This window comes from Tardiphaga sp. (assembly GCF_044340795.1).
Lineage (GTDB): Bacteria > Pseudomonadota > Alphaproteobacteria > Rhizobiales > Xanthobacteraceae > Tardiphaga.
The window spans coordinates 1-3,844 of the sequence record NZ_JBIISY010000385.1 but is presented as its reverse complement, the minus strand read 5'-3'; the positions used below and the strand labels follow the sequence as shown (position 1 = coordinate 3,844).

The 3,844-nt window shown below is 63.8% G+C and carries 4 protein-coding genes; 2 read left to right on the top strand and 2 right to left on the bottom strand.

Annotation, left to right across the window (positions count from 1 at the left end; genetic code table 11):
* Nucleotides 1–1,304, bottom strand: a 1,304-nt coding sequence (gene dnaE, locus ACIQ17_RS31865; protein WP_398473531.1) for a DNA polymerase III subunit alpha, incomplete at its 3' end; no start/stop codon positions are given.
* Nucleotides 1,305–1,697: 393 nt separating this feature from the next.
* Complete coding sequence (locus ACIQ17_RS31860; protein WP_398473530.1) at nucleotides 1,698–1,820, bottom strand: hypothetical protein; 123 nt, start codon at nucleotides 1,818–1,820, stop codon at nucleotides 1,698–1,700.
* A 324-nt stretch (nucleotides 1,821–2,144) separates the two neighbouring features.
* Here ACIQ17_RS31860 and ACIQ17_RS31855 point away from each other — a divergent pair, with 324 nt between their 5' ends.
* Together ACIQ17_RS31855 and ACIQ17_RS31850 are read left to right on the top strand one after the other, a co-directional pair.
* Nucleotides 2,145–2,453, top strand: coding sequence for a DUF3551 domain-containing protein (locus ACIQ17_RS31855; RefSeq protein ID WP_398473529.1), 309 nt, complete (start codon nucleotides 2,145–2,147; stop codon nucleotides 2,451–2,453).
* A 686-nt stretch (nucleotides 2,454–3,139) separates the two neighbouring features.
* Nucleotides 3,140–3,844: polysaccharide deacetylase family protein (locus tag ACIQ17_RS31850; RefSeq protein ID WP_398473528.1), on the top strand; the 705-nt coding region annotated here is incomplete at its 3' end.

Genomic DNA, 3,844 nt, shown 5'->3' with positions numbered 1-3,844 from the left:
TAGGTGATCACCTCGCCGCGGCGATCCTGGCAGAAGTCGATGTCGAAGTCGGGCATCGAGACGCGTTCCGGATTGAGGAAGCGCTCGAACAGCAGGTTGAACTGCAGCGGATCGAGGTCGGTGATGGTCAGCACCCAGGCGACCAGCGAGCCCGCACCCGAACCACGGCCCGGTCCGACCGGAATGCCCTGCTGCTTCGCCCATTTGATGAAGTCGGACACGATCAGGAAGTAGCCGGCATAGTTCATGCGGGCGATGACACCGAGCTCGAAATCGAGCCGGGCGCGATAGTCTTCCTCGCTGCGCCCCTGCGACAGGCCGTGCACCTTGAGCCGGCGGTCGAGACCCTCCTGCGCCTGGCGGCGCAACTCGTCGGTCTCTTCCTGCGCCGCCGCCTCGGCATTGCTGCCGGCGCCAACCGTGAAGCGCGGCAGGATCGGCTTTCGCGTCCGCGGACGATAGGCGCAACGCTCCGCGATTTCGACGGTGGAAGCCAGCGCCTCCGGCAGGTCGGCGAACAGCACCGCCATTTCGGCGCGGGTCTTGAAGCGGTGATCGGAGGTCAGTTGCTCGCGATCGGTCTCGGCGATGATGCGGCCGCCCGCGATGCACAACAATGCGTCATGGGCCTCGTAGTCCTCGGCTGTGGCGAAATACGGCTCGTTGGCCGCCACCAGCGGAATGCCGCGGCTATAGGCGAGATCGATGAGCCCGGCTTCGGCGCGACGTTCCTTCTCGATATTGTGGCGCTGCAATTCGATATAGAGGCGATCGCCGAACACCGCGGCCAGTCGCTCGCAGCGCTGTGCCGCGAGTTCGGCCTGATCGGCGATCAGCGCCTGCGCCAGCGGGCCGTCGGGACCACCGGTGAGCACGATGACGTCCTCGGCTTCGTTCTTCAGCCAGTCGAATTTGATATGCGGCGACTGGTGTACCGGCGTTTCCAGAAATGCGCGGGAATTGAGCCGCATCAGGCTGGAATAGCCCCGCTCGCGCGTCGCCAGCAGCACCATGCGCGGCTGCATGATCGTGTGTGCGTTGCGCGCATTCGGATCCTGATCGCCGAAATCGACGCCGAGCTCGACACCGACGATGGGCTGGATGCCGGAGCCGGCCAGCTTCTCGGAGAATTCCAGCGCGCCGAACATGTTGTCCATGTCGGTCAGCGCCAGCGCCGGCTGATGGTCGGCCTTGGCCAGGTCGGCGAGCTTCGCGACCTTGATGGAGCCCTTCAGCAGCGAATAGGCAGAGTGAACGTGCAGATGGACGAAGCCGGGCGTGGTGGCGGCTGGGCGTTCACTCATGGAGCATTCCGGGGTCGGTCATATCGGGAAACGCGGCGGCCTCTTGCGGCCGACTCGCCCCGTCATCGTGGCCTCCCGCGGCCGCCTCGCGCAAGGCGCAGGCTGGCAGCATCCCCGTTATCCCGGCTTGTGTGGCTGCCAGGCCGGGCCGCGCCAGCCTCAGAGCTGGGGGATGACCTGCGCCCAGACCGCAATCATCCCGACGAACAGAACGATCGATGCCAGCGCCGCGGCTTCTTCAACAAAGGTCTTCAGCATGTCAGCCTCCGTGATCTCTCGTGAACAGATGCAGAACATTGTTCTCATTCCGTTCCAAGAGTCAAGGAAGCCGAACAGGAGAACAGAACCTGTACAGCGGGATGGTTAAAAATCGGGAGCCTGGCCTCTCAGGCGTTACTGATATTCCTTGGGATCCTGGACTTCGCTGCTGGCCCACAGACCGAGCGAGACGAAGATGATCGGCACCAGGCACAGGCCCAGCGCCATCCAGATCACAATCAAAGCCGTATTCAGCATGGCGATAGCTCCCTGATCTCGTTCCCTGGATCGGGCTTATCCCGGCCGCTATGGCAATGTGTGAACGCCACTTACAAGCCTACCTCAAGATGCACTTTAATGCGTTCTTCACCACAATTCTCCGCAATTTTCGGTGAGCACCTTTTATACACCGCACGCCACAGGTGCACATTCTTGCTCAGGGGCGGAGAATCGCATGTCCATCGGTTTCCCGGGGCGGCATTGGCGCGCGGTGGGCGCTTTGTGAGTTGACGAACACCCATGCGACCGGCTTTGTGCTGGCAACTTTGACCGCCGGCCAGCGAGTCGGCAGGGAGACCTTTGATGCGCGCAGCTTTGTTTGCCTTGCTGGCCCTCGGTGCCACGACAGCCCTCACCGCCACCCCCGCTGCGGCGCAGCGTTACAATCCTGGCCCGTTCTCGTTCCACACGCCGTCCGGCTATCCGTTCTGCATGCGCTCGATCTATGGCGACGACGACTGCAGCTACTCGACCTATCAGCAGTGCTTCAACACGGCCTCGGGCATTGGCCTGACCTGCTTCCAGAACCCCGCCCTCGCTTATGCACCTCAGCCCGCCTACGCCGACGACCAGCCGGCCCCGCGCAAGCGCAAGAAGCAGCGTAACTACTAAGCGCGACTGCAGGGATGGTTGCACGGCCGGCTTTGCCGGCCGTTTGCGTTTGTCCACCCTACAGATTTTTGTTCCTATTTCGTTCTTGACAAAATTCCCATTGCCTGCCATATCCTTCCCGTCTCGTTCGCGAGGGGCGCTCTCATGAGGCGTCTTTTGGGCGGAGCGAGATGCGGCGCCTGCGGGCGTGAGGCCCACGCAGCCTCACGCACTCGGGTGGTCGGAGGTCACCGTCCGGGCCCAATACGGGGCTCTGCCGCTAGTGCGCGGCTGGACGTGGTGCGGGCGAAGGCAGGGAAACCTGTCGGATGAATCCCTTGCGAGGGATTGCCCAGTACCCGGAAGAACGGTCCTCCGATCAGAAAGAACGTCGCGGTGGCGCGCCGTAAGGCGTTGCGCGGCTCAGGCTTGCTGGCGATCCAGCCTGTCGGAGCAGCGTCAAGTCCACTCAAGTGCGCCTTGCGGCGTGCCACTCCCCTCATGCCTGGAGGGGAGACATACTCACACCTCGGACGCGCAAGCGCCGCGAGATTGCGGGAGCGTGGCTCTCTGATAATCAGATCTGTTCCAGGCCCGCACGCTGGGGATAAGGCCCGGTCCCATGGCGGCGGCGTGTCAAACTACGCTAGACTTCGCGCCAATCTGTTCTCACCCGGCCCGTCCGGCCGGTTTCTTGGGAGAAGTCCATGCGCAAGACCGCAGGCGTGTTTCTGGCGAGCGCGATGTCGCTCTTCGCGATGCAGGCGCTGGCACAGGCCCCGAAAGCCGCCGCGCCCACCGCAGCGCCGGCTGCTGCCCCGGCTCCGGCCGCAGCACCGGCACCCGCTCCAGCCGCAGCGGCGGCGAAAGCACCTGCATGCGCCAATCCCAATGCGCTCGGCGTCAGCCGCGTGGTCGAGATCGACACCACCGGCGGCCCCGGTTTCGGCTTCGAGCACTTCAAGCAGCTCGACTTCCTGCGCGACAAGGAAGTCGTCCTCACCTTCGACGACGGCCCGTGGCCGACCACCACGCCGACGGTGCTCAGGACCCTTGCCGACGAATGCGTCCGCGCGATCTTCTTCCCGATCGGCAAGCACGCCACCTATCATCCGGAAATCCTCAAACAGGTCGCCGCCGCCGGCCACACCATCGGCGGCCACACCTGGGGCCATATCGCGCTGACCGGCAAGAAGCTCAACGAGCAGCAGCGCAAGGACGAGATCGAGAAGGGCTTCAGCGCCGTGAAATGGGCATTGGGCGCCGCCCCCGCCCCCTTCTTCCGCGCGCCCGCTTTGCAGCATCCGCCGGAAATCGTCACCTATCTCGGCGAACGCAACATGGCGATCTTCTCCACCGACATCGACAGTTTCGATTTCAAGACGCGCAAAGCGGAACAGGTCGATGTCGGT

Coding starts and splice junctions, on each gene's coding strand:
- ACIQ17_RS31860 (WP_398473530.1), bottom strand. CDS start 1,820: ATGCTGAATACGGCTTTGATTGTGATCTGGATGGCGCTGGGCCTGTGC.
- ACIQ17_RS31855 (WP_398473529.1), top strand. CDS start 2,145: ATGCGCGCAGCTTTGTTTGCCTTGCTGGCCCTCGGTGCCACGACAGCC.